1 protein-coding gene is annotated in these 216 nt (G+C 31.9%); it reads left to right on the top strand.

The features are described 5' to 3' along the window. A partial coding sequence (locus AACQ14_RS24555) for a hypothetical protein (protein ID WP_339366148.1) occupies nucleotides 1-216 on the top strand: 216 nt, incomplete at both ends.

Below are 216 nucleotides of genomic sequence, written 5' to 3'. Positions count from 1 at the left end.
CTTCTTCTAAAGATTTTTATTGTAAAAATCTTTAGAAGAAGTAATGAAGATGTGGTGGTAGCCAATATTAATGGTGAGGAAATTACACGAAAAGAGTTTATTGCCCGGCTAAAGGATCATAGAGCGATTATCTATAATTATTTTAAGAATCAGTATAATGTTGATGATAGTAATAACTTTTGGACCAGTGAATACGGAGGAGAGGTTCCAATAGAA

The organism is Vallitalea maricola, assembly GCF_036985595.1.
Taxonomy (GTDB): domain Bacteria; phylum Bacillota; class Clostridia; order Lachnospirales; family Vallitaleaceae; genus Vallitalea; species Vallitalea maricola.
This window is presented reverse-complemented; position numbering and strand designations above follow the sequence as displayed.